The 25,613-nt window shown below is 40.8% G+C and carries 17 protein-coding genes; 5 read left to right on the forward strand and 12 right to left on the reverse strand.

Annotated elements, in window-relative coordinates; genetic code table 11:
* Window positions 1-241 precede the first annotated feature (241 nt).
* Window positions 242-397, reverse strand: coding sequence for a hypothetical protein (locus tag Q0954_RS06540; protein WP_299455186.1), 156 nt, complete (start codon window positions 395-397; stop codon window positions 242-244).
* Window positions 398-710: 313 nt separating this feature from the next.
* Window positions 711-1,607 (reverse strand): archaemetzincin, encoded by an 897-nt coding sequence (locus Q0954_RS06545; RefSeq protein WP_299455188.1) that lies wholly within the window; start codon window positions 1,605-1,607, stop codon window positions 711-713.
* A 179-nt stretch (window positions 1,608-1,786) separates the two neighbouring features.
* Here Q0954_RS06545 and Q0954_RS06550 point away from each other — a divergent pair, with 179 nt between their 5' ends.
* On the forward strand, window positions 1,787-2,170 hold the full coding sequence (locus Q0954_RS06550; protein WP_299455191.1) for a hypothetical protein: 384 nt from the start codon (window positions 1,787-1,789) through the stop codon (window positions 2,168-2,170).
* A 214-nt stretch (window positions 2,171-2,384) separates the two neighbouring features.
* Here the strand turns inward: Q0954_RS06550 and pfkA are convergent, their stop codons facing one another.
* From pfkA to Q0954_RS06570, 4 genes are all read right to left on the reverse strand, one after another.
* Window positions 2,385-3,356, reverse strand: a complete 972-nt coding sequence (gene pfkA, locus Q0954_RS06555) for a 6-phosphofructokinase (RefSeq protein WP_299455194.1) — start codon at window positions 3,354-3,356, stop codon at window positions 2,385-2,387.
* An 869-nt stretch (window positions 3,357-4,225) separates the two neighbouring features.
* Window positions 4,226-4,864 (reverse strand): DUF6515 family protein, encoded by a 639-nt coding sequence (locus Q0954_RS06560; RefSeq protein ID WP_299455196.1) that lies wholly within the window; start codon window positions 4,862-4,864, stop codon window positions 4,226-4,228.
* Window positions 4,865-5,322: 458 nt separating this feature from the next.
* The gene (locus Q0954_RS06565) at window positions 5,323-5,880 is read right to left on the reverse strand and encodes a YceI family protein (RefSeq protein ID WP_299455199.1); all 558 of its coding nucleotides are present in this window, start codon (window positions 5,878-5,880) and stop codon (window positions 5,323-5,325) included.
* 55 nt (window positions 5,881-5,935) lie between these two features.
* Window positions 5,936-6,838 (reverse strand): DUF5777 family beta-barrel protein, encoded by a 903-nt coding sequence (locus Q0954_RS06570; protein WP_299455201.1) that lies wholly within the window; start codon window positions 6,836-6,838, stop codon window positions 5,936-5,938.
* Between the two features lie 206 nt (window positions 6,839-7,044).
* Between Q0954_RS06570 and Q0954_RS06575 the strand changes: the two genes are divergently transcribed.
* From Q0954_RS06575 to Q0954_RS06590, 4 genes are all read left to right on the forward strand, one after another.
* Complete coding sequence (locus Q0954_RS06575; RefSeq protein WP_299455203.1) at window positions 7,045-7,860, forward strand: DUF5683 domain-containing protein; 816 nt, start codon at window positions 7,045-7,047, stop codon at window positions 7,858-7,860.
* A 3-nt stretch (window positions 7,861-7,863) separates the two neighbouring features.
* Window positions 7,864-8,595 carry a hypothetical protein gene (locus Q0954_RS06580; protein WP_299455206.1) on the forward strand — a complete coding sequence of 244 codons (732 nt, stop codon included), beginning with the start codon at window positions 7,864-7,866 and terminating at the stop codon, window positions 8,593-8,595.
* Window positions 8,596-8,599: 4 nt separating this feature from the next.
* Complete coding sequence (locus Q0954_RS06585) at window positions 8,600-9,589, forward strand: OmpA family protein (protein WP_299455209.1); 990 nt, start codon at window positions 8,600-8,602, stop codon at window positions 9,587-9,589.
* 759 nt (window positions 9,590-10,348) lie between these two features.
* Window positions 10,349-12,655 carry a T9SS type A sorting domain-containing protein gene (locus Q0954_RS06590; RefSeq protein WP_299455211.1) on the forward strand — a complete coding sequence of 769 codons (2,307 nt, stop codon included), beginning with the start codon at window positions 10,349-10,351 and terminating at the stop codon, window positions 12,653-12,655.
* A 141-nt stretch (window positions 12,656-12,796) separates the two neighbouring features.
* Here Q0954_RS06590 and Q0954_RS06595 read toward each other — a convergent pair whose 3' ends face one another.
* From Q0954_RS06595 to Q0954_RS06620, 6 genes are all read right to left on the reverse strand, one after another.
* Window positions 12,797-13,243: an SRPBCC family protein gene (locus tag Q0954_RS06595; protein WP_299455213.1), complete on the reverse strand. Its 447-nt coding sequence runs from the start codon at window positions 13,241-13,243 to the stop codon at window positions 12,797-12,799.
* Between the two features lie 206 nt (window positions 13,244-13,449).
* Entirely contained in the window at window positions 13,450-17,532 is a 4,083-nt protein-coding gene (locus tag Q0954_RS06600) for a GEVED domain-containing protein (RefSeq protein WP_299455215.1), read from the reverse strand.
* Between the two features lie 712 nt (window positions 17,533-18,244).
* Window positions 18,245-22,615 carry a GEVED domain-containing protein gene (locus Q0954_RS06605; protein WP_299455216.1) on the reverse strand — a complete coding sequence of 1,457 codons (4,371 nt, stop codon included), beginning with the start codon at window positions 22,613-22,615 and terminating at the stop codon, window positions 18,245-18,247.
* A 729-nt stretch (window positions 22,616-23,344) separates the two neighbouring features.
* Window positions 23,345-23,851 carry a PaaI family thioesterase gene (locus Q0954_RS06610; protein ID WP_299455219.1) on the reverse strand — a complete coding sequence of 169 codons (507 nt, stop codon included), beginning with the start codon at window positions 23,849-23,851 and terminating at the stop codon, window positions 23,345-23,347.
* Between the two features lie 114 nt (window positions 23,852-23,965).
* On the reverse strand, window positions 23,966-24,757 hold the full coding sequence (locus tag Q0954_RS06615; protein ID WP_299455222.1) for a sterol desaturase family protein: 792 nt from the start codon (window positions 24,755-24,757) through the stop codon (window positions 23,966-23,968).
* Between the two features lie 266 nt (window positions 24,758-25,023).
* Window positions 25,024-25,476 carry a tetratricopeptide repeat protein gene (locus tag Q0954_RS06620; protein ID WP_299455224.1) on the reverse strand — a complete coding sequence of 151 codons (453 nt, stop codon included), beginning with the start codon at window positions 25,474-25,476 and terminating at the stop codon, window positions 25,024-25,026.
* Between the last annotated feature and the right edge of the window lie 137 nt (window positions 25,477-25,613).

The raw sequence follows: 25,613 nt of genomic DNA on the forward strand, positions 1-25,613 counted from the left end.
AAGATTGCAAACTCAACGGCTATTTGTATTTTTTCTATCTTGCCATTGGATACTACTTCATGAACTTCACTTATTCTAAATGGAGAAGATAGGTTTAGCAAACGTTCAAAAAACTGGGATAATATGGAGCATGTCTTTTTTATAACAAAATTAATTAACTCCACCCAAACATGATAAAGCCACAAAAAGCCCTTGCTACAACAAGTAACAAGGGCTTTTTTATTTTTCCTGCTTTCAGGTATTAACAATCTTTAATCGGGCAAGGGATTCTGCCCTTGCGAGGAATTTTTTTGTGACGCTTACGGGTTTTGCGCTTGGCAGAGCGGTAACGTTTATGTCTCGACTTGGTAGTGCAAGACTCTACCGTTAGGCTGAGCGAAAAGCAAAACAACATCATGAGGCTATATTTTATAACTCTTTGAAAATTCATAGGGCGTTGATTAGTAAGTAATTTGACTTGGTTACTATCGACGACGCGGTTTCGACGAGAGGTTTTGCTTTTTGTGCTTTTTGGGCATCCACGGACGACGATCGCGATAAGGGCGACATGACTCTAAAAATAGGGGTAATACAAAGATTAAAATGAGTATATATATTTTATTTTTTTTCATTGCTTGTTGTTTTTTATTTTTCCTGTCCAACTTTATTCTCAAACGCTAATTTCTATATTTTGATAAACAAAGACTACATTTTTTTCAATTTGCTAAGGGTTACCTGACTATCTTGCTTGCCTTGCGGTAAAACTTCTTGAAGCCACGAAACTTTTGTGCCCACCAAAACCTTTCCAAATCTTTGTAACGCTTGGCTGGATCAATGTCTTGTTTCCAGCAAATTTTGGTGAGGCATTCGGGGCAAAACCATACAGGTTTCTTGTCTAGTTCCTGCAAGTGGTTGCTACCGCCCATGTTGCAATGATAGGCTATGCAATGATAAATACCCAACATGTGCCCGGTTTCGTGGGTGGCAGTTTTGAAAGTACGCAACAAGCATAAATTATAGTTAGCAGTCAACGAAGGATCCCCGAAACGGCTCATTGACCACACACCTACTTTATCGCTAAGCGATGCTTGCCCAAAGACAAAGTTCCATTGGGGAGCAGGGTATAGGTCTTCGCTGGTAAAACCTATGACCAAAGCAGCATCTTTGGGAAAGTTTTTCTTGAGCACCTCAGACAACAAATAGGTAGACAAGACTTGGGGCTGTTTGGTATGAGGGTTTTTGCGGCGAGCATGTGCTGGAATTTCTTGGGGGGAAATCAAAGGCAAAAACCTGACAGGCAACTGATAAAATATGTTCAGGTATTTGCCAGTTAGCTGTAGTATTTCCTGTTGTTTGTCATTGAACTTGCCAATGGGTTGAATGTAAAAGATATTGGCGGTGTTTTTTTTGGTCTTTCGCGCCAAAACACTGTATTGTTTAAAGCTTTGCCCCGTCTCTTTATGTAAGGTAAGCCAATCACGGTAACCAGGTTTAGGTACTGGTACATGTAAGTAAGCAGTTTTGCGTATTTTTTCATATAGCACATTGTCACTATTGGTGAGCTGTCCATAAGCAGCTTGCGCTGCAAAAATTATGGTGATCAACAAGTTACTTATTTTTTTTACCATTATAAAAAAGTGTTTCTTTCTAAAGAAAGTGGTCAATATTAACTCTAATAACTTGAGTTTACAGTTTTTACCTCCTATTATTAGGCAATACTATTCGTCTAATGATAGGCCAAGTTTATAAAATAACAATTGGGTAAAAGTAAAATACGATGAGTTACAAAATAAAAAAACCACTAGTTTTGAAAAACATCCTCTGGGCTGACTTTGTGGCAGGCTTTTCTACTGGTGTCATTGGACTTATATTTAGCCACCAACTTACCACTCTATTGGGTCTGCCTTATTTGTTTATTGTATGGGTGTCAGCAATTACGTTATTATATGCGCTCAACGCACTAGGGCTGGCTCTTATGAAAAGCACCATTGCTCGCTTGGTACTTGTATTGGTATACGCCAATTGGCTTTGGACACTTATTAGTGTGGGCTTGCTTTACCTACACTTTGGCAATGCCTCTATGTTAGGTAAAGCATTTTTGATACTACAAATCATAGTAGTGGGTGGACTTGCTTTTGCTGAGGGAAAACAGTTGACAAAAGTAAAGCATAAGGTTCTGAGTAATTATTAGCCCTGCAATGATTCCCCTTTTTAAGTTGGGCTGAGCAAGATACTTAAACCATTGGTAAAAAGTTTTGTAACAAAAAAACATTCTGGATATCAGGTACTTGGATATTTTTAGCTCTTCAAAAACAGTTACCTGTAGCTTGTTGAGCGCCGATGCATCGGTATCTAAGGACCTGCGAAATCCCGCTTGCGGGGCTACCTGTAACTCGCAACTTGAATTATATGCTCAAAATTTTCACCATCCTTAGCAACTCTTGGTTGATAGGTTTTTTCTTGTTGATGGCTTCATCAAATGGTGTGTATACCAAGTGGTTATTTTGAATACCTGCCATGACCGAGGTCTTGCCCTTGAGTAAGCCCTCTACCGCACCCACACCTGTACGACTGGCAAGGATACGATCACTTGCAGTGGGTGATCCTCCTCGCTGAATATGCCCCAGAGTGGTTACTCGTATGTCTAGCCCTTCGGTAGCCGCCTGTACTTCAGCGGCAAGTTTAGTAGCATTGCCCATTACTTCTCCTTCGGCCACTAATACTATAGCAGAGGCTTTATGGTGCAGTTTTCCTTTACGTAAAGCATTGATAATGTCTTCGGTAGTATTGCTGTTTTCGGGCGATACTATAATTTCGGCACCACCACCAATACCCGATTGTACTGCTATATAGCCTGAGTCGCGTCCCATCACCTCTATAAAAAAAACCCGGTTGTGTGAATCGGCTGTATCGCGTATTTTGTCAATGGCCTCCAGTGCCGTATTTACGGCAGTATCATAGCCAATGGTATAGTCAGTTCCATAGATGTCGTTATCGATGGTGCCAGGGCAACCAATGATGGGCAACCCAAACTCTTCATGAAAGACTTTGGCAGCGGTAAAAGTACCGTCTCCTCCTATGGCTACCAGACCCTCGATGTCGAAGTGACGGAGTTGCTGGTAGGCTTTTTTTCGGCCTTCGTGGTTTTTGAACTCCTGGCTACGCGCCGATTTTAATATAGTGCCTCCTTTTTGAATGGTATTGCTCACTGCGCTTGATTCCATGCGATGTAATCGTCCGCGAATCATACCTTCGTAGCCTCTCATTACGCCAAAAACCTCTACATTGTGGTAGGTAGCAGAACGCACCACTGCTCGTATGCAGGCGTTCATACCTGGCGCATCTCCACCAGAGGTAAATACTGCAATTCTTTTCATTGTCTAATTCAATAGGGTTTAAAAACTCGTGTGGAATCTGATTTACTTAACCTCAAGACACTCTATCTTGATATAATACAATAGTGAAAGTGATTATCTAAAAATAACCTCTCTCTAACAATTTATACTAGGATTAAAGTGATTTTAGGATTTACAGGATTGATTAATGTTGGTATTCAGACAATTAGTCAAAATCCATCCTCAAAACCATTTTTGTTTAAGTTTAACTTTATACACCACAACCTCTCATTAAAACACCTTTTATATAAGCAAATGCTATTTTTTTATGTGATAATTTGGGTTTATCTGTCAAACATTTATAAAAAACACAGATTTAAACCTTTATTCAAAATTTTCAAATAAAAAGTAACCCACTGATACCCCAATCATTTATGGGAACTGAAAGGTTTGTAGATCAAGCAGGGCACGAAAAACGGAGTTTAAGACTATAACTTCTAAATGCTCCATTACTAACACCAAATTTACTTTATATTTCATTAAAAACCCTATTACATTCAATATAGCATAATTATATGCAATATAGCAGCATAAATTTAATCTTATTTTTCCTAAAATTGTAACGTGGAAAATGGCTAAAACCATGGAGTTAACCTTCAGGAATGAGTAGCATCAAAAGATGGAGATTTTATACAATGATAAATGAGGAGAAGTAATTGATGTGTAGGTAGTAAAATGAAGGCAATCGCTGAGATAAGACATTACAACATCGTGTGTTTGTAATATATTTTAACCATAGTATATATTATAGTATCAGATAGACAAGGTTCGTTGAGGCTTGTCTATTTTTTTATGGTTGCCCAATGCACGCATGCACTGCGCAACCATATTTATATAGAATAATTCGTTCGTTAGTCTTTGTCACTCACATTGCCATACACTTCATAGCCTTCTACTTCGTCGGTGGCTACCTTTCGGTAAAGTGTATTGTCATATTCGTACAAGTCTTGCTCATCAATGGTTACCTGAGCTACATCGTTGGGCAAATCAGGCACTACAGCTCCAGCAGGTGGTGCGGCTACTTCATAAGCAGTTTGGTTGTTCTGATCGGTTACTTGAGTATAGTAGGTGCCTTGGTAATAGTAATAAGGACGTGAGCTAACCACCACGCGATGATACCCCACTGGCAATGCCCTGATTCTTAATCCTCTTGGTGCAACCGCCACTACATAACCACCTGCAGGTGCTGGTCTGTAGTAACGTCCTCGGTAGAAGAAAAACCGATTGCGACGATGGTTGAACGTTAAATAGCCCACAGGCAATGTTCTAACAATGGCCCGGCGAGGACGCACCCGGTATACCAGCCTTGCTCTACGAAATGTTGTCCGACGAATGATTCGTCGAGTTTGACGACGTTTAGCCCGATGTATTCTGTTGTTATGATGCCTTACTTTATGACGATGGCGGGGTGTGCGTCTTCTCTGAGCGTCTGCCTCTTGCACCCCAGTAGTAATAATAAATAAAGTGATGAGGAAAATAATCTTTTTCATAAGTGATCTAAGTGTTTTGCTTGCTTAGATGGTTTGAAAAAGTCAAGGTTTAATTGAGGGGGATTTTTTATAAAAATATTTAAAAAGAATGCTGCTAAGAACTTGTTTGAAATTAGCCGTTGGCAGAGTTTGCTCGGTTTACCTAATAGGTGCTGTACGCGATTTTTGTGCTCATCAGAAATCACGCTAAATACGAAAATTTAAACAAGCTCTAAAGTAAAAAACGAGACCCTAATAGAATCTCGTTTTTCTTTCCTAACCACAAAGCTTATTAAATATCTTTGGTTAATATATATTCAAACCAAAGACCAAAAATGAATATAGTTAGAAATAAACTTTTAACTCTCTGACTATCAATTAAATAATTTTATATATTTTTACTTTTCACGAACAACTTTGATTATTAGAATAGCTATTTTTTAAACGATATATCGCATCAGAAACGTTATTTCGTCAATTCATTTCTTTTTCAACTCCGATTGTATATTTACCTTAATCTCGTTGGCTATTTTGCCTGCCACTACTTTAGGTATTTTAATTCCGTGATCCGCTGGTTTTACTATAAACTGAGCCTTAAAATTAGCCAATCCATTTTTTACAATAATGGTAGCGGGTACCGTACGGTCTTTTTTTACCCCGTGTATGTCCAGTTTTCCTTTTGCTTTTACTTGGTAAGTCCCTTCTTTGGTCAAATCATAATTGCCATCAAGCTGTCCTCTGAAAACTGCGTTGGGGTACTTGTTACTTTCCATATAGTTTTCGTTAAAGTGGGTTTGCTGTAGTCTTCGCTTAAATTTAAATGCTTGAATGGGCACACGTATCAGAAACTTATTTTTGCCAGTAATTACTACACCTTGGCTGCTGGCATTTACTGCCTTGATGGTTTCTACAGGAGTTTCAGACTCAAACGTGATTTTTGACTTCTGTAAAAAAAAGCGGTCTTGTGCCTTCAGTACGCCTACACCCCACACCAGCACTAAAGCCAGCGTAAGGAAAATACAATTAGTTTTTTTCATTGGTATAAAATTTTGCTGTTGTTTTTTTAAGTTAGTCTTGTAGTATAGGGTAAAACTACAGAGAAAATACCCGGCTAATATTAAAGCCAAAGTGAATCCCTCCTTTTTCCCATAATTCGGTGGTTTCAGCAATAAAACCTTTTTCTATCATAGAGAGGGAGTTGGTGAGGTGCAACGAAAATACATGCCCCCCGGTTTCTATGTCAAACCCTACAGAAAAAGAGTCTTGGAAATTGTCAAAGCGCGCCCTTTTCAATTCGTCAGAAGGTGGATTTCTTACTACATACTCGGCGTTCAACGCCAATCGTTTGTTCAGCTTAAAGCGCCCACCAAACCCCAGTGCCCAAAGGTTGTTCAAATCGTTGGGGGTTTCTACCAGATTGCGGTGGATAAAGGTGGGGGCAATCAACAATGACAGCTTATCGCTGAACTTACGCCCCAAGATGAGTTGATGCACAAACGACATACGTTGGGCAGTGGTTCGTTGTAACCCTGGAGGGTCTTCTTGCCCATTGAGTACCGCGCTACTCATAAACAATAACGACACAGGCATTGAGCGTTTACCTTTAGATTGACGTAAAATTTTGGCTTTAGCAAAAAAATCATAATCTTTAGAGGCGCTACTTCTGCCTGCACCAATCATGAGGTGTTCGCTTAAACCATATTCTAACGCCAGTCGGATAGAGGCGTTGTCTAAACCCCATAAGTTTACTCCGCCAGAGTTGAGCGTGCCAAATCGGTGAGAAATTCTAAAAACAAGATCGCGCGGGGCAACAGTTTCGGTTGACTGTAAGTTTACTACTCTAATGTCTTTGAAAGCCCCTGTTACGAACTGGGTTTTAGCCTGGGTATTTTCATCCAGTATATTGTCCAGGTCTTGTGCCTGCACAGTAGCGCCAGTGACTATCAGAGCAATAAACAAGTGGTAAACAAAATTTCGCAAGTATGGTTTTTTCATAAAAATGGTAATAAAGGGTTTGTTTAAAGTAGTTTTACTTCTTAGTATAAAATGTATGAGTATTTTTGCTTATGACAGCCGTTACATTTGCCAACATTACAGCAAATGTAAAATAAAGGTTGCTTTGTTAAATAATTTATTTTGATGCAATACTTTTTTAAAAAATTCAGCTAAATTTTAGTTTTTTTCTAAAACAATCATGACTGATGATATACCATCGCATAGCCATTTTTATCTTATGTAGTTGCTGGGCAGCACAACTTTGGGCACAAACAATTGTGCAACAGGAAGCTATATTAGATACCGCACAACAAACCATCACTATTCCTTACCTCATCGAAGATACTGGAACACCTGTTGCCAATGGCGCCCACCAATACCAATTACAACTATACTATACCCAAAACCAGGGGGTTTCTTATGTAGGGCCTTTAACGCACACCAATGGTCATGTAGGCAAAGGAATATTGCCAGGACAAAAAAAAATAGTATGGCATTACGCCAAAGATACCCTTCCCTTTACAGGTAGAAATGTACAATTTAGAATATCGGGCAGTTATCAATCCAGCGTATTGGGGCTGGGTAAAGGTAATGCTGCTTTTTACTCTTTATTATTGCCTGGGTTGGGGCGTAAAAAAGTATACCAACCTGCTTCTATTCATCGCAAACTTTGGTTTGTGCCTGCCGTGCTTACGTATGGGCTCATTGCCACAGGGATAGTAGCAAAGGTGGCATCAACCAACACCTACAACCAGTACCAACAGGCCACTACAGCAAGTAGTGCTGAAGACTTATTTAATACAGCCAACCAACAGCAACGTATTTTTGTGGGGGCATTGTTGGCTGCTGGGGTAGTTTGGCTGGGCGATATGGTGTGGGTGGCAATAAAAGGCAACCAGAACCGTAAAAAACAACAACGATTGATCAAAAAAAACCAGCAAATGGATCAAAATTTTGGCATTATCACCTCTTATGATTTTAACAACCGTCAGCCCACGCTTGGGGTCAAAGTAAAGTTTTAGCATATGTATAAAACACAAAGAATATACTGGACTGGTTACTTACTGATGAGCCTGTGGTGGCTTGGCTCATGCCAGGTGTTCGACTTATCTCGTCAGGTAATCATCAATACAGGAGAAGTTTCTCAGATTAGTTTCGAAGAAGCCTTGGCAACGGGTAATCTGGTAGACCTACCCGAAGACAAAAGAAATCAAGTGGTACGTTTTGGACATTGTTGGGATTCAGTGCCTGCCCCTACTATTGCCCAAAACTTAAACAAACGCACGAATCTTGATTCATTAGTGGCTTTTGTGAGCCAGATCACTTCGCTACAACCCAATACTACCTACTATGTGCGAACTTATATAGAGTTTAGCAATGGTGAGGTAGTATACGGCAATGAGTTGAGTTTTACCACGCTTACGCTGGAAGAGTTTTTAGGCTTGATTGTGCGTATGAACAATGTAGATAATGTGACCAGCACTTCGGCACAAGTCAACGCAACGTTAGGGGTAATAGTATCACGCAACCCCGAACAAGTCATCGAGTATGGGTTTTGCTGGTCAGATTCTAATGTGCAACCCACCGTTGCCGACCAGGCTATAAACCTGGGAAATCCTACTGAAGCAGGGGCATTCAGTACTACTTTAACGGGCTTACTGCCTGACACCGAGTATTTTGTACGAGCTTATGCCAAGGGTGATAATGGCAACATTGCCTACAGTTTTGATGTGACTACTTTTACTACCAAACGTTGATCAAATGACACGAATTTTCAGCACTTTTATATGCCTCATCGTATTGTCAGGTATTTGCCTAAATAGTTTGGCACAAACCCCTATAGAAAGCATCAGCAAAACGTATAATTTTGATTTGGCGCAAGCAGTTTGTTCTTTTACTTTGACCGATGCCGAATTGAACACTTCAGTCGTTGATTCGGGTAAGCTGATTATTAACAACCAAACAGAAGTAGCTTTGCGTCAAGGCAAGGGGCAGGTAAAACTGCCTTTGTATAAAACCCACCAGATAAACGTAAGGGTAGCAGGTTTTGTCGATACTACCATTGTGCTTGACCTTACCAACCGGGAGTTGGGTTATAATATACAACAAGTGATTGGGTTACGCCCCCAGAAAAAAGCTTTTAAAATATCGGTGCAAGATATAGAAACCAACGAAAATGTGGCTGTAGGGGTAGTGCTGAATAACAAAAATCGCAATGAAAAGATTTTCATCAGCGCGCAAGACATCAGAGCGGGCAACTATGTGGTGCGTATCAGGGCAAGCGATACTTATGACCTAGAGGTGCAGAATGGAAGCTCTTATGCTTTTTACGCCACTACTATTAACAAAAAACACACACAAGAGACAAAAGATCAAATCAATATACGCCTCATTCCTTATAAGGTGGGCGCCAAGATTCCTCTGTACAATATCACTTTTGCCAAAAAATCTGCCCGACTGAACACCCATTCTTTTGAAGAATTGGAGCGCGTAGTGAAGCTGCTTAAAGATCACCCTACCTCTCATATATTGATAGAAGCCCACACCGATAGTGATGGTACCCGGCTTGCCAACCTGAGGTTGTCGCAGCAAAGGGCAAAAAGTGTGTATAACTACCTGATGAAGCAAGGCATTGCTGCCCGACGTTTGAAAACCAGGGGGGCGGGTGAACTAAAACCTATAGTACCCAACAATACCGAAGTCAACAAAGCCCATAACCGTAGGTTTGAGTTGATTGTGATGAAAAAGTAAAGCGTGTGTTGCTTCTTAAGTTTTTAGTCAAAGACTTTTAGGAATGGTACCAAAATAAATTTACATTCTTAACCTCATCTTTTGTTGCTATACTTTGTTAAAAAATAGCCGAATAGCGATGCTATTAGCCGATTTTTTGCCTCGTCTAGCAACAAAATATTTTATTAAACTATAGAAATTTATTTTTACACCATTCCTTATGGCATTGCTTTCGATAATTTTATCGTTCATTAAACAAATTTATTCTCTCCCCTTCCCTACTCTTCTATATAAGCATTTGCTTTTATTAAAAACACTATATTGATAAATAAAAAGTTTAAACACTTTGAAAATATAAATATAGAGTTATTTATAGTAATATCTACCTGTTTTTTCAAAAACATCTTACAATATAATTGAAATAAAAAATTGCATTACGCTTCAATACTTTCAATATAGTAGTATGTTTTGACAAAAAAGAGGTAGAGTTATGCTAAAAACCCTCCTAGATTTGGCAAAAAGTTCGAAAACAAAGCATTGTCAACCTGTAAGTTTTACACCAAAAATGAACAAAAATCAACTACCATTCAATGGTTTTATTAGATAAATACTACTCAATATTTGGTAGTAGTCTTCTTGCAACATTGATAGCACTGAAACATCAGGGTAAAAGGTTTAAAGGTTAAAAAGTAAGATAAATTGGCTGTTAAGTACCTATTTTTTTTAAGAAGTTGCTTTACTATGTTTAGGCGGCTTCACTAACAAATCACATTCGATCGTATGAATTTCAGATTGATTACTACGTTTTTATTCGTGATGGGCTTTTCGTGGGCTCAAGCGCAAGACATTATGATGCAGGGTTGGTACTGGGACTACCCCAAAACTGCAGATGGATACAAATGGACAGATACACTGCGCCTGAAGGCTGCCGAACTAAGCGCGGCTGGCATTAACTATTTATGGATTCCACCTCATGTAAGGGCTAGTTTTGGCAACCGCAGCAACGGCTACGATCCTCAAGATTTATATGACCTGGGCGAGTATGGACAAGGCCCTACCGGGCTAGGTACCCGCCTTGAGTTAGATGCGATGATTGCGGTGTTACGTCGTTATGGTATCAACCCGGTGGGCGATATGATTTACAATCATCGTGACGGGGGACGTCCTGAAAACAACCGGGCAGTAGCACAGTATATTAAGCGCTACAGCAACCCCAATCAAAACAACCCTTTCCCGTCTGATCGTTACCGTTGTATCATTCCATTGGGGGGGAAATCTAAAAACAGAGCGGGTACTTATTATTTTAAGATTTCATCAAAAACTGGTGCACCCAGGTTTCATAACAAGCCCTATAAGCTGTATATGCAAACCAATAAAAAAGGCTATGGAGGCTTGAATGGACTCAACGAGTCGGAAAATAATTGCCCAGGCACTGGGGCGGCAGACACTATAGAACTGGGGCGAGATATGTTTGCTACATTAGATGCAGGCGGATGCCAAGCAGATGAGTTTGTGCTCACTATCAACCAAGATGATTTTCATTGTGATGGGGACACTTTGTATATTTATATGAGCAACCCCAATGGCGACTATACCGACCATTATATTTATGAGGTGTGGAACACGGCACGTAATAAGGACATTGAGAAAAATATGCGCTACCAAACCTATACCGATTTTACCAATTTGCCCAGTGGCAGAGGTGGTATGCGCTGGAGGCATTTTAAACCTAATGGTACGCCTACCGATTTGCGCGGTGATTGGGATGCAATGTATTTCTTTTATGACTACGACCAATTTGTGCCTGCTACTCAACGTAAATTGTTTCGTTGGACTAAATGGAACTGGAAAAAGGTAGGTATTCGTGGTTTGCGTATGGATGCTATTAAACATTTTACGCCTGCTTTTGTGGGCGATTTGCTAGACTATTTGCATGACAATGGCATTGACCCTGGTATGGTGGTGGGCGAGTGGTATGGTACCAACCCTGATGAGCTGAAGGGCTGGATAAACAATGTACTCAATAGTATGGATAAAGACACCAAGAGCGCTATCCAACCCAAAATTTTTGACTTTTTGCTTCGCGATCATTTGCGTCAGGCATGTGATTTACCCGATTATGACGTGCGCCAACTATACAATGAGAACCTACAGGCCAAGGGGTTGAGTGGTTTTAATATTGTAACTTTTGTAAACAACCACGATTTCCGTAGCCCGATTGATGCTGCCAATACCAACTTTAATATGTTGATTAAAAACGACCCGATGTTGGCGTATACTTTTGTATTGAGTAATAACCAGTTGGGTGTACCTACTATTTTTTATCCCGATTATTATGGCTATCAACCCGGTAAATTTAACTACCACCCAACGGGCGTGGCGCCTATGAAAGCTCGTATAAACCAACTGATTAAGGTGCATAAAAGCTATATTTTTGGGGCAAACAAGGTAGAATACCTCAATCGTTTCGGCTCGCCTTATACCCAAGTAAATTACTTTTCGGGAACAGCAAATAAAACGATGATTTATCAACTAAGTGGTGGCAAAGCAGGGAAAGAAGTTATTGTAGCAATCAATTTTTCTGACCAACCACTCAGGGTAGATCACCAGATAAAGCCCATGGCACAAGGCACTCGTTTTACTGATGTATTGGGGCGTTCGGCTTATCCTTATGCGGTGGTAGATGGTCAAAACCGTATTTATGTAGATTTGCCCGCCCGTAGCTATAGTGTATGGGTACAAGGCGAAGTAGCTACTATTCCACTGAGGGCTACCACCAATACTACTCGCCACACCACAACAAACCCAGGTATTACTGGCAAGCAAGCACTTGATTTAAACAGTGTGGGAATGGTCAAGGTATTTCCTAACCCTTTCAAAAATCGATTTACTTTACAACTAAAGAGCGCTGCCGCAGGCAATACTCACCTTAAGGTGACAGACCTGCATGGCAAGGTAGTCTATGCTCAGAAATTTAGCCGAAAAACCAAGGCATCGTTTGAATTAGGGCATTTGCCTGCGGGTAGTTACTTGCTTAAGGTACACCATAATGGGCAAGTTTATCAAGAACAACTGATCAAAAAATAGTATCGCAAATAAAGCTATTTTTATACATAGGCAACCATTCACACAAAAAGTTGGTAACGTTTATGTAAATCAGATTACAATACTTGAGTAAAAACCTCTGAGATGTATTATTTCAGGGGTTTTTGTTTATAACAACCTCTCCTATTCGGGGTTGCTTTCTGCAAAGTCTTTGAATAATTGATGAAACTTCATGGTTTCTTTTTGAAAACCTTTCTTACCTAATAAAAACGCAACAACTTTCATCATTCCCGAAAACTTAAACTCAGTAGCTGACTGCCACCGGGTTTTGCCGTTGCCCAAATCAATAAAGGTGTTTTTTTGATGGTTCAGTACTCCGGGGGCTTCATAAGTGGCCAATAGTTCTTCTGGCAAATCGTGCTTGATCAGGGTTTCAATCATTGCCATCCGCCCTTTTTTACCTCGCTTATAGACTAGCTTCACCTGAGACCCAGGTTGCCCTAGTTCACCACTTATCAGGCTAAAGCTAAGCAAAGTAGGCTGCCATTTTTTGAGGCAATCGGGATTGTCAAACAGGGCTACTACCTTGTCTAAAGGTAAATTGATGTCTATTTCAGTATTGTATTTCATGTTTTTTAGGGTTTAGCTATTGCAAACTAAACAATTAGGCAAGCAAGGTGCAAGCAGGAGGTAAATCTTATTTGTTACCAAAAAAACAGGTTGCTGACAATGGTCAACAACCTGTTGTTATCGATGGTAAAAATCGTGTGAGTACTATTGAGGTAAGGTTTTATAAAAACAGATACAAGCTACTATGTGCTTGTACCTGACAAAGATTATTGATAAATCAATGTTTTAGTATACACACTTGTTCCGTTGGTAATCTGCATTTGATACAATCCTTTGGGCAAACCTTGTAAACTAAGATTGGCTTGTTTATGCTCAATGCTTTTGGTTTTCACCAACTTGCCTCTCATATTAAATACTCTAATCAATGACTTCTCCTGAGCATTGACAGGTATGGCCACAGTATAGTTTCCATTGATGCTTGGGTTAGGATAAGCCTGTGCACCTTGTCCAATGGTAAATCCTTGGTGTGTTCCAGCCTGTGCGCCACTTGCTCCCGAAATATTGATGGTATAATCTTCTACTTCACCAGTCCAGCCATCACCACAAGCAGTGCTCAATGAGGTGCCATAAGATAAGCGGATACGCATGCGGACGTCGCCTGAGGCGGCTCCAACAGGGGCATTTAAGTTGATGTTGTAAGGACCGCTTCCGTTAATCACAGTAGCCTCTCCACTGTCGTCAAAATCACCGTCACGGTTCCAATCTACCCATACGCTCAATTTACTGCTTGACCAGCTCGCACTTGGGGTTACTGTCAAGGCATAAGATTGGCCAGGGGTCATTGTAGTAGACTGTGTAGTATAGTCAGCGTACCCACTTGACGCAGAAGTATTGTTGATACTGCCTAGCTGTACCTGAGTGATATGTTCTGAATCGGTTTGCTGAGCAGAAGCCGTGCAATAATCCGGAGCAGGAATATCAATAATTTCACTAATATTTACGGTGTAGTCTTCTACCTCACCGTCAGGAAAGCTTCCACAAGGACTATTTGCTGCTCCATTATATTTCATGGCAATCCGCATACGGGTAGTTCTGTTTATTCCGGCAGCAATGGCAATGTTTGCGATCACTGTAGTTTGAGTACCACCTGAGGTGTATACCAACTCTCCGGCATCGTCAAAATCGCAGTCACCGTTATAATCTATCCATATTTTAAAGTGCTCATCATAAGGAGTACTTGCATACCCTGGGGTGAGTTCAATGGTGTTGTCTTCACCCGATTTTAGTTCAATTACCTGCCCGGTAAAGTCGGTATAGTTAGATGCACCCGAAGTATTGGTAAAGTCACCTGATTTCACTACTGCAATGTGTTCGTAGTCTGAGCGATTGCTTGTCGCAGTACAATAATTACAACCAGTCGCTGTATTTACTGTAATATAAGCAGTTTTTGTCAAGGTATTGCTTCCTCCGGCATTGGTAGCTGTCAAGGTTACAGCATAAGTTCCAGGAGTGCTGTAAGTCACCTGTGGGTTTTGTGCTGAACTGTTGGCTGGGCTTCCTCCGGCAAACGTCCAAGCCCACGCAGTAGGAGCATTGCTTGACTGATCGGTAAAGCTTACACTTTGCCCTGCGTTGATGGTAGTTAGATTGGCCGAAAAAGCTGCTAAAGGTGCAATCACACCTCCATCATCATGAATGTTTCCTGCTTTGATGGGTTCTCCTGGGGCTTCGTTATAGGCATATTCCAGCAGCTTGTAAGATTGACCATTGGCAGCCACCTGAAGCTTTAACCAACCATAATGTGTATTGCCGTTTGCACTAAAACGAATACCTACATAGGCAGTCTGACCGTTCCATGTGGTATAACTGGCATTGGTTACAGCGTGCAAATCGGGATAAGCATCTCCAACTTTCCATTGGCTTGATGCTCCAATAATGGTGTTAAAAGCCAAAGGCGTAATATTGTTAGTACCTGCATCACACACGACCGCTTTGGTATAGGTTTCTAACTGAAACGATGATTGTTCGGCATTGTAAAAGATCCCGTACACGGCATTGCCTATGCCCATATTAAATGATGCCCAAACACTGAGTGTATTTACTTCTGGGTTGGGTTCTATGTCAACATATACGATTTGGTAAGGGTCAATAAAGTCAATGCTTAGGTCAGGCAAAGTCAAGTTGTTGCTGCTCGACAAAGCAGTTGCCTGTAAAGTTATTTGGACATCACTCACACTATTTGCTGCGGCATGACTACTGGCAACTCCAGTAAAAGAAAGTATTGCTTCACTGGCATTGGTTACGGTAATAGTAGTGGTAAGACCAGCAGGTACATTGGCAACAGTAAAGTGGGTACCTGCAGTAAGGGCTCCTGCACCTACACTAAAATTGACTCCGTTTAATAAGCTTAGGGTCACTGTTTGGTTTACAGCGCCGTTATTGGCAGTGCTTTCGGGCAATTCAGACCTAGATATTGCTATGTTACCGTTGTCAAGCATTGTCTGACCAGCACGGATTGCTGCATTGGGCTGCTCGTGGTAGGCATGCTCCAACACTTTATAAGATTGACCATCGGCAGCTACCTGGAATTTTATCCAGCCATAGTGCGTATTGCCTGCATTGCTAAAACGAATGCCTACATACGCTGTTTGACCGTTCCAAACGGTATAGGTGGCATTGCTTACATTATGTAAGTCAGGATAAGCTCCTCCTACTTCCCATTGGCTTGCCGCACCTACCAAAGTATTAAAGCTTAAAGGGGTAATGTTACGAGTACCTGCCGCACAAACCACTGCTTTTTGATAGGTTTCCAGTTGGAAAGCGCTACTAGAAGCATTGTAAAAAGCACCATAAGCAGCATTACCAAAATCCAAGTTAAATGCATTCCAAACAGCCCCGGTAGTTACTTCCAGATCGGATATGTCTTCATATACAATTTGGTAGGGGTCAAGAAAGTCAATGCCTACCCCTGAGGTAGTAGGGTTGCTCACATTGATACCAAATGCCGAAGCATTAAAAGTAATCTCGATATTGTTTATGCTATTTGCTTTGGCATGGCTAGTAGCCGTTCCATTAATAGCAAGCTCTGCCGAAGTACTGCTCAAGATCGTGATCTGAGCAGACAAACCAGTGGGCAAACCACTCACCGAAAATAGTGATGGAGACAAGGTACCTGACGACTGACTAAAAGTAGCGCCATCCAATAAACTTAATGCAATTTTTTCGTCTATGCTACCACTATTGGCAATGCCTTCAGAAAAAGTGGTTTTAGCAAACAAAAGGCGTGGAACCGCCGAAGAATACAGGGTAGCATCCAGGTTAGCTTGAGTCCAAAGGTTGTTACGCTCGCCCACACTTGAATTCATTGCAGCAAGCATCCGAGTTTTTTGCCCTTCGGTAAACATTTCAGAACAAGTACCATAATCCATATAGTTTTGGTTGTTGTCTAACGAACCACAACTAGTAGCAGCAAGCTCACAACCAGTAGTTCCAATAGAGTTAGGCGTATCGCTTACATCATCGTCATCGTTACAAGCAGCAGCATCACCATTGCTGGTATCGCCTCCCCAAATATGCTTTAGGTTTGCCCAGTGCCCTACTTCGTGGGTCAATAATTTATAGTGAGTAGAAGCAGCAGTCCCGGTGCGTCCTACTGCCCAATGTGATACTACCACACCATCGTACACAGCATTGGTGCCTACTGTGCCCGATGGATAAAAAGCAAAGCCCGAACCATTGCCCCCGTCCGAACTACGCACTACCCATACATTGAGGTACATATTTCTTGGCCAGCGAATCAACTGCTTGAGACCTATATTGCCTCCATTATAAGTAAACGAAGAACGAGTACGGGTAATACCTGTGGTAGGGTTGCCATTGGGGTCTTTTTGGGCAAGTACAAACTTAAGTCCCACATTTGCTACCAATGGCTTAAACTCATTGATCACATCGCCTACCCCTGGGTTGGTAGCGCTAAAATCTTCATTGAGTTGTTTTACCGACTCTATAATTTGAGCATCTGATATATTTTCTATGCCTCCATCGTGTACTACATGAAATACAATAGGAATGGTAAGTACACTTTGGCTGGCAGAACTTTGCCGGGCTTGCTGTTTTTTAAACTGAACAGTTTTGTTTTCCAGAGCACGACGCGCATGTTCTATTTGTCGCTTTAGCGCTGGGTTGGTATGTTGCATCAACTTTTGGTGCATATGTAAATGCCCACATTTGGTAGAGTGAGGGATTTGTTGGCTCCAGCCATTGTTACTCATAGTCAACAGGACTACCAAGAGTCCAAACAAGCGTATATATAAGCTTTCTTTTTGCCTTAAAGGTGATTTTGTCAACATTGGTCTACTAGTTTGTGTAATATTAAAAGTGTGTGTAGGAAACGTTCATTAGGTTCGCTTGTGAGTAAGTTCAGTCATACTCCTCCCATCAAATCCCAATCTTTTTATCCTGGTCTTTTACGACACAGTTTTTACAATCAGTCAATTGTTAATGCGTGAGTTGTCATTGTGTAATATGACAATCTTCTCTGATAATTGGTTGTAGTAGTCATTCCGGATTCTACCCAAGTAGAAACATATTTTATAGAAAGGCCTTTTTTAAAATAGCGGAATATAGATAAATTTATTTAATGCAAATATAGGTTGACAAAATTCAACTCTCTTCTGTTTTATTAGCATAAGTTGGTACTATCTTGATAATCAAAGGGTAAATTCAGTATAAAGATTAATTTTTTACAAAAAACACGGTATTTTTTACTGAATAACACATTAAAACCAGAATATTAACCTATTATTATTGAAATAAGTAAACAAACAGGTAAATAAGTACAAAAAAACCTGACTATATACCATAGATTAAGAGATTCAGTAGGTTTAGCGAGGACAAACCAGTAATTGCTTGCTCTACAAAGGAGCAGCTTCCAGCGTTGGTACCCTTGTCAACGTAAAATAGGTTGCCTGAAAAACAGACAACCTATTAAATTTATTACGCTTTACTTCATTAATGTGAGAAATGATTCAAACGCTTACAAAGTTTATATTTGATTTATCATTAGCGATAAATCAGTTTCTTATTGTATACTTTGCCTCCACTAATCACCTGCATGTGGTACAAACCTTTGCCCAACCCTTGCAAACTTAAAGTGGTACGGTTACCTTCGGCAGTTTTAGAAGTTATCAAATTACCCTGCAAGCTGAATACACGAATATTCATTTGCTGTGCTTGTCCATTGGCAGGTACTTCCACAGTATACTGTCCGTTAGGGCTCGGGTTAGGATAAGCGGTTGCTTCAAGTATAATCTTTGGCTTGCCAGTTTCGGCTTCTTGTGAACTACCGCTTGCTTCTTTTACATTAACGGTATAGTCTTCTACTTCACCAGTCCAACCATCGCCACAAGGTCCACTCCACGCGTTAGCATAAGATATACGCATACGCATACGGGTAGATCCTAATTTTGCTCCGGTAGGTACTTGAAGAGCCACATTATAAGGTCCTACACCCGTTAATATCGTAGCCTCGTTACTGTCGTCAAAGTCACCATCTTGGTTCCAATCTACCCATACACTTAACTTACTTGCATTCCAGCTTATGTTTGTTGTTACTACCATGTTATGAGTTTGGCCGCGGCTGACATTGGCTGACATTGTTGTATAGTCGGCGTAGCCACTAGATGCCGAAGAGTTGTCAATAGCTCCTAACTGTACTCTGATAAAGTATTCAGAATTAGTATTCTCTGCATTAGCATCACAATAATCAATATCGTTATCATCGTCGTCATTGTCATCATCATCGTCGTCATCATCATCACTGTCACCATCACCAGGTACAATATTAATGGTATAATCTTCTACTTCACCATCGGCAAAGTTACCGCAAGGACGCGTAGTAACACCACTAAATCGCATAGCAACGCGCATAGTGGTCATTCCTTGCAAATCAGCAGGAATGGCAATCATACCTGTTACTGTGCTTGTTGTACCTTCTGAGGTATATACCAACTCTCCGGCATCGTCAAAATCACAGTCACCATTATAATCTATCCATACGCTAAAGTACTCACTGTATTCAGTACCAGCAAAACCAGGAGTCAGCTCAATGGCATTGTCTTTTCCTGAAAATACCGTAGCTATTTGTTCTCTGAAATCGCTGTATTCGGTAGCACCCGAAGTATGGTTCATATTACCCATTTTTACTCCAGCAATGTATTCAAAATCAGCCCGGCTACTGGCAAAGTCACAATAGTCACAAGCAGGTCTTACTAGAATATATTCTTTTTTGATGACGATACTGGCTCCTGATGAATTAGCCACCGTAAGGGTGACAGTATAAACCCCAGGTTGATCATAAGTGACAGTAGGGTTTTGCTCAGTACTGGTAGCAGGTGTACCTCCTTCAAAAGTCCATTCCCACGAAGTAGGATCATTGAGAGACTCATCGGTAAAAGTGACACTTTCGCCTGCCATGATATTGGTTGTATTGGCCGTAAAAGCAGCAATAGGAGCTGGCCGTTCAACTACTGTAATGTAAGCTGTTTTGGTTAAGGTATCGGCACCTTCATCATTGCTTACCATAAGGGTTACACTAAAAGTACCCGTTTTGGAATAAGTAACTACTGGGTTGCGTTCACCATTACTAGTCGTAATATCGCCTCCCTCAAAAATCCAAGTCCAGTTTGTAGGGTTATTGGTAGACTCATCGGTAAATTGAACACTTTGATCTACAAAAATAGTAGTAGAATCGGCACTAAAAGCTGCTACAGGAACCTTAGATTCATCGTCATCAGTCTTCTCGGTTTGCCCTGCTTTTATAGCCGCCTCAGGTTGTTCGTTATAGGCATGCTCCAGCAATTTATAAGAACTACCGTCAGCAGCTACTTCCAATTTAAGCCAGCCATAGTGGGTGTTACCATCAATGCTAAAGCGAATGCCTACGTAAGCAGTCTTACCATTCCAGGCAGTATAATTAGCATTGGTTACAGTCAATAAATCGGGGTAAGCAGCTCCCCCTTCCCATTGGCTTTGTGAATCAATGACAGTATGCAATGGAAGTGGAACCATATTGTAGGTACCCGCCTCACAAACTGCAGCCTTGCCATAAGACTCTAACTGAAAAGAAGCTTTCTCGACATTGTAAAAGAGACCATAATCGGCATTCCCTACATCTAATCTGAAAAAATCCCAAACATTGGTAGTGGTTACCTCAGAATCGGGGGTTACGTCACGGTAAACAATTTGATACTCATCCATAAACAATATGCTGAGCGTAGGCAATGATAAATCGTCGTTGCCCGATACAGCCGCTGCTTTTATGGTGACTTGTAAGTTGCTTACATTGTGTGTTTCATCATTGTTAGTTGCTTTTCCAGTAAAAGAAAGCTCGGCCGTAGTAGCCGTTAACACATCAATTTTAACCGATAAGCCAGCAGGTAAATTAGCCACACTAAAATGAGTACCAGCAGTAAGCTCACCAGTGTTTTGGTTAAATTCTTCACCGTTTAACAAACTTAACAGGGTAGTTTCGCTCACTGAACCATTATTGGCAAAAGCATCTTCTTTCAATGTTGTTTTAGATACTGACAGGTTACCTACGTCAAGCATAGATTGCCCAGCACGGATAGGCGCATCGGGTTGCTCATGGTAAGCATACTCTAATAATTTATAAGATTGACCATCAGCAGCCACTTCTAGCTTAAGCCAACCATAATGTATGCTGCCTGCATTGCTAAAACGCAAACCTACATAAGCTGTTTTACCGTTCCAGGCGGTGTGGGTAGCATTGGTTACATCTAACAAATTAGGATAGTTTTCTCCGGCTTCCCACTGGCTGGCAGAACCTATTACTGTATTGAATGACAATGGCACAATGTTGCGGGTACCTGCCTCACAAACAGCTGATTTGCCATAAGACTCTAACTGAAAAGAAGCTTTCTCTGCATTGTAAAAAAGACCATAGGTAGCATCGCCAAACTCCAGGTTAAAGGCTGTCCATACTGCACTGGTAGTCACTTGCAAGTCGTCAACGTCTTTGTATACTATCTTATAAGGGTCAATGAAGTCAATGCCAATGCCCGCAGTAGTCAAATTACTGACCACTACTCCAAACGCTGATGCGTCAAAGCTGATACTAATGTCGTTCACACTATTGTCTTTAGCGTGTGGGTCGGTACTGCCTTGCAAAACAAGCTCAGCGGTAGTATTGTCCACAATAGTAATTTGAGCTGCAAAACCTGTAGGTAGCCCGGTAATGCTATAAGCTGAGGCATCAAGTTCGCCTGAAGCAGTACTAAAAGTAGCTCCGTCTAATAAGTTTAACTCAATGGTTTCGTCTATGCCTCCATCATTGGTTTTGCTTTCGCTAAAAGTAGTTTTGGCAAATACAACTCTTGGGGTAGCCGAAGAATATAAAGTAGCATCCAGGTTAGCTTGAGTCCAAAGGTTGTTACGCTCACCCACGCTTGAATTCATTGCAGCAAGCATACGAGTTTTTTGCCCTTCGGTAAACATCTCAGAACAAGTACCATAATCCATATAGTTTTGGTTATTGTCTAAAGATCCACAACTGGTAGCGGTCAGCTCACAACCTGTAGTACCTTTGGTATTAGGTGTGTCACTTACATCGTCATCATCGTTGCATGCACTATCGTCACTATTGCTGGTATCGCCTCCCCAAATATGCTTTAGGTTTGCCCAGTGCCCTACTTCGTGAGTTAACAATTTATAGTGAGTCGCGGCGGCAGTACCGGTACGCCCTACTGCCCAATGCGAAACTACTACTCCATCGTAAACAGCGTTAGAACCTACTGTACCAGATGGGTAAAAGGCAAAGCCCGAACCATTGCCTCCGTCAGAGCTACGTACTACCCATACATTGAGGTACATATTTCTTGGCCAGCGAATCAACTGCTTGAGTCCTATATTGCCCCCATTGTAAGTATGAGAAGAGCGGGTACGGGTAATACCTGTGGTAGGGTTGCCATTGGGGTCTTTTTGGGCAAGCACAAACTTAAGTCCCACATTGGCCACCAATGGTTTAAACGCATCTACCACGTCGCCTACCCCTGGGTTGGTAGCACTAAAATCTTCATTGAGTTGTTTTACCGACTCTATAATTTGAGCATCTGAAATATTTTCTGCTCCGCCATCATGCACTACATGAAATACAATAGGGATAGTAAGTACGCTTTGACTGACAGAACTTTTACGTGCACTTAGGGTAGTAAACTCGGTGGTTTGCTTTTCTAATATTTGGCGTGCGTTTTCTATTTGCTGCTTTAGCAAGGGATTGGCGTGTTGTAGTAATTTTTTATGCATGGGTAAATGCCCACATTTATAATGTGGTGGGCTTTTTTGCGCCCAGGCGCTCATAGTCCAGCACATGATCATGAGTACACACAGCTTATACTGTAGTAAGTTTTTACGCATCGTTTTTATCGTTAAAATGTAATAAATTGGGTCTGCAAAGGTGTAATATATCAAGCTAAAAACATTATCAATGGTAATGCCTTATTGTCCAATAAAAGACCTTTTAGCTTTCCGAAGTACTTAAAGAAATTATCTGTATAGAAACATCTTGATTGGGTATGATCAAATTTAATCATCTAACCTCCTACCTATTTTCGGGGAACAACACATTAGCAGATTTTTCTTTACATTACAAAGGTAATTCTGTTATAGGTCACATTCTCCCAATTTATTAGCGAAGCTTGGTATTATCTTGATAGATTATTTTTCTAAAAAACCAAAGTACCCCTGCAACATTCTGAAAACAAATACAAAAGCAAATGCTATACTTCTGATTATCAAAAGTTTACAATATTTTCACTTAAAATATACATAAAATTATATTACAGGAAACTCTACAAGTATAACATATAATTATATCAAGTTTTCATTTAACTTTTTTTATAAAAAAAGAAGTAGTAATGATGGTAAACTAAGATAAAAATCGAATAGAGAGGGGGAAACTTTTTGCTTACATTTTAGTCGTTTGCAAACACCTACAATGTAGGTAAGTAATGAAATTAAGGTATATACCTGAAATGGGAACGTACATAGAACTTGCACATCAAATAAGAGAAGTGAGTCAGTGGGCAAGTAAGATGCTAAAACTTATAAAAAGATGAGCATCATACTTCCCCTAACCATCATTGACTATCCCTTAAAGGGGTTATCTCCCTTCTGTTGACTGCTGTCGTATACTCGAATAGCCACTACATCGGCTTCAGCGGTTTTTTGATCACTTGACCACAACTCGCAGGTCATCACTGTTTTGCGTCCTTTTACTTCGGTTACTCTAGCCACTAGTTTTACAGGTACATCGTTTGGGGTGGGTTTTAGGTACTTTACAGTAAGGGTACCAGTACGGTACTCAGGGTTGCTGTTCCAGGGGCGGTTACCTTCAACTTTATAGGCGTGCATAGTAGCTGTTGCCATGGTGTGGCAATCTATGATGGTAGCAATAATACCTCCATTCATGATGCCCTTCCAGCCATTGTATTTTTCTTGCGACTCCCACACACATACACTGGCATCGCCTTCCCAATGGCTTTTTATCTTTAGCCCTTCGTGGTTTTCGTGCCCACAGCCAAAGCAAACATTGTCTGGCATGGTTTGTTGAAAAAAAATTTGATTACCCTCATTCTCTTGTGTTGCTATCATAATATTCAATCTTTAAAAGCTGTTTTAAGTTTGTTAATTTGCCCATGACAAATAATACAAGGAAGGTACAAATATTTATTTGATCAACAAGTGCCCACCTACTTACAATACAGGTTACATGGATTTCTCCATTTTCGTTTTTTCTCTTGCCTTTACCTCATCAAACCTTTGCAGGTAATGCTCGTGGTTGGTGCCCATCCATTTGTCCCACCAATTGAAATAGAGTCCATAATTGCCCTTGACTAACTCGTGGTGCATGTTGTGATGGGTACTGGTGTTTTGCCAACGTCCCAACCAATGGCGTGTCCAGTTTTTGGGGTAAATCTCATAACCCAAGTGCCCTATTACGTTGAGGGTCATCATAAACAGCAAAAAGGTAAATATAGCTAAAGGATGCAGGGGCATGGTAAATACCAATAAAGGGAAAATGCCTGCTTCTACGATGGCTTCGAGCGGATGGAAAGAAAAGGCTGCCCAAGGCGACGGATTGTGTGACAGGTGGTGAGTGCGGTGCATGGTGCGGTAAAACCTGGGGTGGTGCATCAAGCGGTGAGTCCAGTAAAAATAAGTGTCGTGAAGAATCACCATCAAGGGAAAGCTTGCCAATAAATAGATCCAACCATACAGACTAATGTCGTGATAAATGAGGGTGTGCTCTTTGAATGACAAAATACTAATGGCAATGATAGAAAAGATAAACATAGTACTCAGTGAATACTTAATTTCCTGCCAATACTGTTGATCCTGATGTTGGCGGGTTTGAATACGGCGGTGGGTCCAGTATTTTTTGCGAATGACATAAAAAATGGTAAAGAAAATGCCCGCTACCACAAAATAACGCAGGGCAAGTATACCTAATATGATCCCCCAACGGGTATACCATTCTATAGCTAAAATTATACTCATAGTTTATTATTCTTATACGAAATAGGATGTTATATATAAACCAACGCAGTTTTTAGAGAATAGTAGCAGGATAATCAACGAATAGCGGGAAAAAATCAGTGAACAGAGGCAGATTTAAGGTAAGGGGTAGTGTTCACAAAATTGTGTTTATAATTTTTAATTTACTGATTGTCAGTGGTGATGCTTTCGAAAAATACAGTTAACTGAACGCTTCCAGGTAGGGGCACAATCAAAAACAATCAGCTTGTTCCTTTTTCTCTAAGTGGCTAAAACCCACAATGTTTTTTCAGTATTTTTTCTACCCCTTTATAACCCATCAGGTTCGACTTTTCCCAGTTGATACAGGCCTCATCTTTATTACCCAGGCTGTAGTAAGCCCACCCTCGGTTGAGATAGAGCATAGCATTTTCGTAACCCATTGCCAAGGCTTTGTTGTAGTCTTTGAGCGCCTGGTGGTACTTGCGCAAGCGGGCGTAACTATATCCACGCAACTCATGGGCTTGAACCAGGCTGGCATCTAGCTCTAAAGCACGGGTAAAGTGGGTCACGGCTTTGGCATAGTTGCCTTCATTACGCTTTTGTTGCCCCAGAGTAAAGTGGTGTACAGCAGAAGACTGGGCAAAAAGTCCTGTTGACCAAAGGCAAAAACCAATGCACCAAAGACCTTTTCGGGCAGTGTTTCCCTTTGCCTCAAACAGTGTTAAAAAAACAGTTTTCATATTTTTCTTGTTGTAGGTAATTGTAATACGATAACGCACAGCTTTTATATAACTTTGTTAGTTTTTTTTTGATTTTTTTGGTTATTGCGTCAGCTAAGCTGAGGGCAACGTACTGTTTATTGGATATTTCAAAGGTT

Source organism: uncultured Microscilla sp. (assembly GCF_947493425.1).
Lineage (GTDB): Bacteria > Bacteroidota > Bacteroidia > Cytophagales > Microscillaceae > Microscilla.

Bases quoted from the DNA above. Each gene is read 5' to 3' on its own strand.
- Q0954_RS06540 (WP_299455186.1), bottom strand. From the start codon at position 397: ATGATGTTGTTTTGCTTTTCGCTCAGCCTAACGGTAGAGTCTTGCACT.
- Q0954_RS06545 (WP_299455188.1), bottom strand. From the start codon at position 1,607: ATGGTAAAAAAAATAAGTAACTTGTTGATCACCATAATTTTTGCAGCG.
- pfkA (WP_299455194.1), bottom strand. From the start codon at position 3,356: ATGAAAAGAATTGCAGTATTTACCTCTGGTGGAGATGCGCCAGGTATG.
- Q0954_RS06560 (WP_299455196.1), bottom strand. From the start codon at position 4,864: ATGAAAAAGATTATTTTCCTCATCACTTTATTTATTATTACTACTGGG.
- Q0954_RS06565 (WP_299455199.1), bottom strand. From the start codon at position 5,880: ATGAAAAAAACTAATTGTATTTTCCTTACGCTGGCTTTAGTGCTGGTG.
- Q0954_RS06570 (WP_299455201.1), bottom strand. From the start codon at position 6,838: ATGAAAAAACCATACTTGCGAAATTTTGTTTACCACTTGTTTATTGCT.
- Q0954_RS06575 (WP_299455203.1), top strand. From the start codon at position 7,045: ATGATATACCATCGCATAGCCATTTTTATCTTATGTAGTTGCTGGGCA.
- Q0954_RS06580 (WP_299455206.1), top strand. From the start codon at position 7,864: ATGTATAAAACACAAAGAATATACTGGACTGGTTACTTACTGATGAGC.
- Q0954_RS06585 (WP_299455209.1), top strand. From the start codon at position 8,600: ATGACACGAATTTTCAGCACTTTTATATGCCTCATCGTATTGTCAGGT.
- Q0954_RS06590 (WP_299455211.1), top strand. From the start codon at position 10,349: ATGAATTTCAGATTGATTACTACGTTTTTATTCGTGATGGGCTTTTCG.
- Q0954_RS06595 (WP_299455213.1), bottom strand. From the start codon at position 13,243: ATGAAATACAATACTGAAATAGACATCAATTTACCTTTAGACAAGGTA.
- Q0954_RS06600 (WP_299455215.1), bottom strand. From the start codon at position 17,532: ATGTTGACAAAATCACCTTTAAGGCAAAAAGAAAGCTTATATATACGC.
- Q0954_RS06605 (WP_299455216.1), bottom strand. From the start codon at position 22,615: ATGCGTAAAAACTTACTACAGTATAAGCTGTGTGTACTCATGATCATG.
- Q0954_RS06610 (WP_299455219.1), bottom strand. From the start codon at position 23,851: ATGATAGCAACACAAGAGAATGAGGGTAATCAAATTTTTTTTCAACAA.
- Q0954_RS06615 (WP_299455222.1), bottom strand. From the start codon at position 24,757: ATGAGTATAATTTTAGCTATAGAATGGTATACCCGTTGGGGGATCATA.
- Q0954_RS06620 (WP_299455224.1), bottom strand. From the start codon at position 25,476: ATGAAAACTGTTTTTTTAACACTGTTTGAGGCAAAGGGAAACACTGCC.